This is a genomic window from Pseudoalteromonas sp. ESRF-bin5 (genome assembly GCF_002632075.1).
GTDB classification, from domain to species: Bacteria; Pseudomonadota; Gammaproteobacteria; order Enterobacterales; family Alteromonadaceae; genus Pseudoalteromonas; species Pseudoalteromonas marina.
The window spans coordinates 1-2,030 of sequence record NZ_NTLW01000105.1 but is presented as its reverse complement, the minus strand read 5'-3'; the positions used below and the strand labels follow the sequence as shown (position 1 = coordinate 2,030).

The following is a 2,030-nucleotide window of genomic DNA, read 5'->3' as shown; positions in this document are numbered from 1 at the left end:
GGTATAAGCCTTGGTGCTTCAAGTAATAATGGTTCGGGTGGTTCTGCAACTGTTAACTTACGTGGCATGGGATCACAACGTACCCTAGTGTTACTAAATGGTCGTCGTATGGTTTCTTCTGGAACCGGTGCAGACTCTTCAGTTGATTTAAATACCATTCCTGTTGCAATGATCAAATCAATTGAAATCTTAAAAGATGGTGCATCAGCGGTGTATGGATCTGATGCAATCGCCGGTGTTGTTAACATTATTACCAAAAAAGATTTTGAAGGTACTGAGCTTAATGTTGAAGGAAGCCGCACAACGAAAGGTGATGGTAATAACTACGGTACTAGCTTATTACATGGCATGCAGATTGCCGATGGTAACTTAGTAGTTGGTGCCCAGTTTTCAAGCCGTGGAGAAGTGATTCAATCAGATCGTAGCTTTGTGCCTGCAGGACAGTCGTCATTTATTCCACAAGGTACTTTAGGCGGCAAAACATACGAAGGTAATGGTGTATTTGCCGATAGAACAACGTCGTACGACTTTACTACATCGAGTTATGCGCAAACACCAAACGATTTGTACAGCCTTTTTACAAGCTTTGATAAAGAGCTAGACGCTGATACCACATTTAATGTTGATCTAATGTATACACGTCGTGATTCATCACAGCAATTGGCACCTCAACCAGCCAGTGTAGATTTACTTACAGCAAACCTTGATAGCGAATACACTAATGCGTTTATCGCCGACGGTGAGCTTGCCGATTCGCTAGAGTACCGCAGAAGAATGGTTGATGCTGGCCCGCGTATATACGAGCAAACAACAGACACATACCGTGCATCTGTGGCATTACAAGGCATTTTAGATAACGATGCAAGCTGGGATGTGAGTGCTACATACGGCAGAAACGACTCTAAAGATAAAGTACAAAACTCGATTAATGCAAGCCAAGTAGAGCAAAGCATTTACGCAAACCAAGCACTTTGGTTTAGTGGTGATGCACTTAGCCGTGACTTTTTAACTGCTAACGATTCTATTTACACCGAAAATAACGAAGGTGGAAATGAGCAATTTATCTTATCAGCAGGTTACAGCGCACTAACCGATAGCGATATTGGTTACGCTATAGGTATTGAGAACCGTTTTGAAAGTGGTTTTTACACACCTGATTTAATTACACAATTGGGCCAAAGTACAGCTGCTCAGCAAGATCCTACTGAAGGTGATTATTCGGTACAGTCGATTTACTTTGAAACATCGATGCCTGTCTTAGAAGTGGTAACACTTGAAGGGGCTGCACGTTACGACAATTATTCTACGTTTGGTGGTGAGACAACGTGGAAGCTTGGCGCTACTTGGGATGTAACAGATTCATTTATGGTTCGTTCTGTACTTGCAACTGGCTTTAGAGCACCAAACGTTGCTGAACTATTTGGTGGTAACTCGGGCTCATACGATTACCTAGCCGATCCGTGGGGTAACGAGCAAGATGCGCAAATTTTAGTGAACTACACAAGTGATGCTGACTTACAAGCAGAAGAAAGCCGTTCGTTTACATTTGGCATGGTGTGGGAAGTGGTTGAAGGTTTATCTACAACGCTTGATTACTGGAAGTTTGACATCACTAACGCCATTACGCGTTTAGATGTACAAAACGAAATGAACAACTGTTTTGCGGGCGACACGCAATCGTGTGATTCGGTAAATATTACCCCAGCGGGTGATTTATCAAACTTAAGCTCTGCATTAACCAATGTTGGCTCTCAAAAAACATCAGGTATTGACTGGAACATTGGTTACACTGCTGATAACTACCGCATCAATCTAGATACCACTTACTTGGTTGAATTTGAGCAAGATGATATTGATTACACAGGGACTATTGACGGTAACATTGGCGGCTACTCTAAAATCAAATCTAACTTGTCTGTAAATTACGATTTGTCTGATGCGTTGAGTGTGCTTTATAACGCACGCTTTATTCGTGGTATGAGTGGTGATTATTACGGTGAGTCGTTCAGCACTGATAATGTTATTTACCA

1 protein-coding gene is annotated in these 2,030 nt (G+C 42.0%); it reads left to right on the top strand.

Annotated elements, in window-relative coordinates:
• Positions 1-2,030 (top strand): TonB-dependent receptor domain-containing protein (locus BCG07_RS05360; RefSeq protein ID WP_286889131.1); only part of this gene is annotated, 2,030 nt, incomplete at both ends.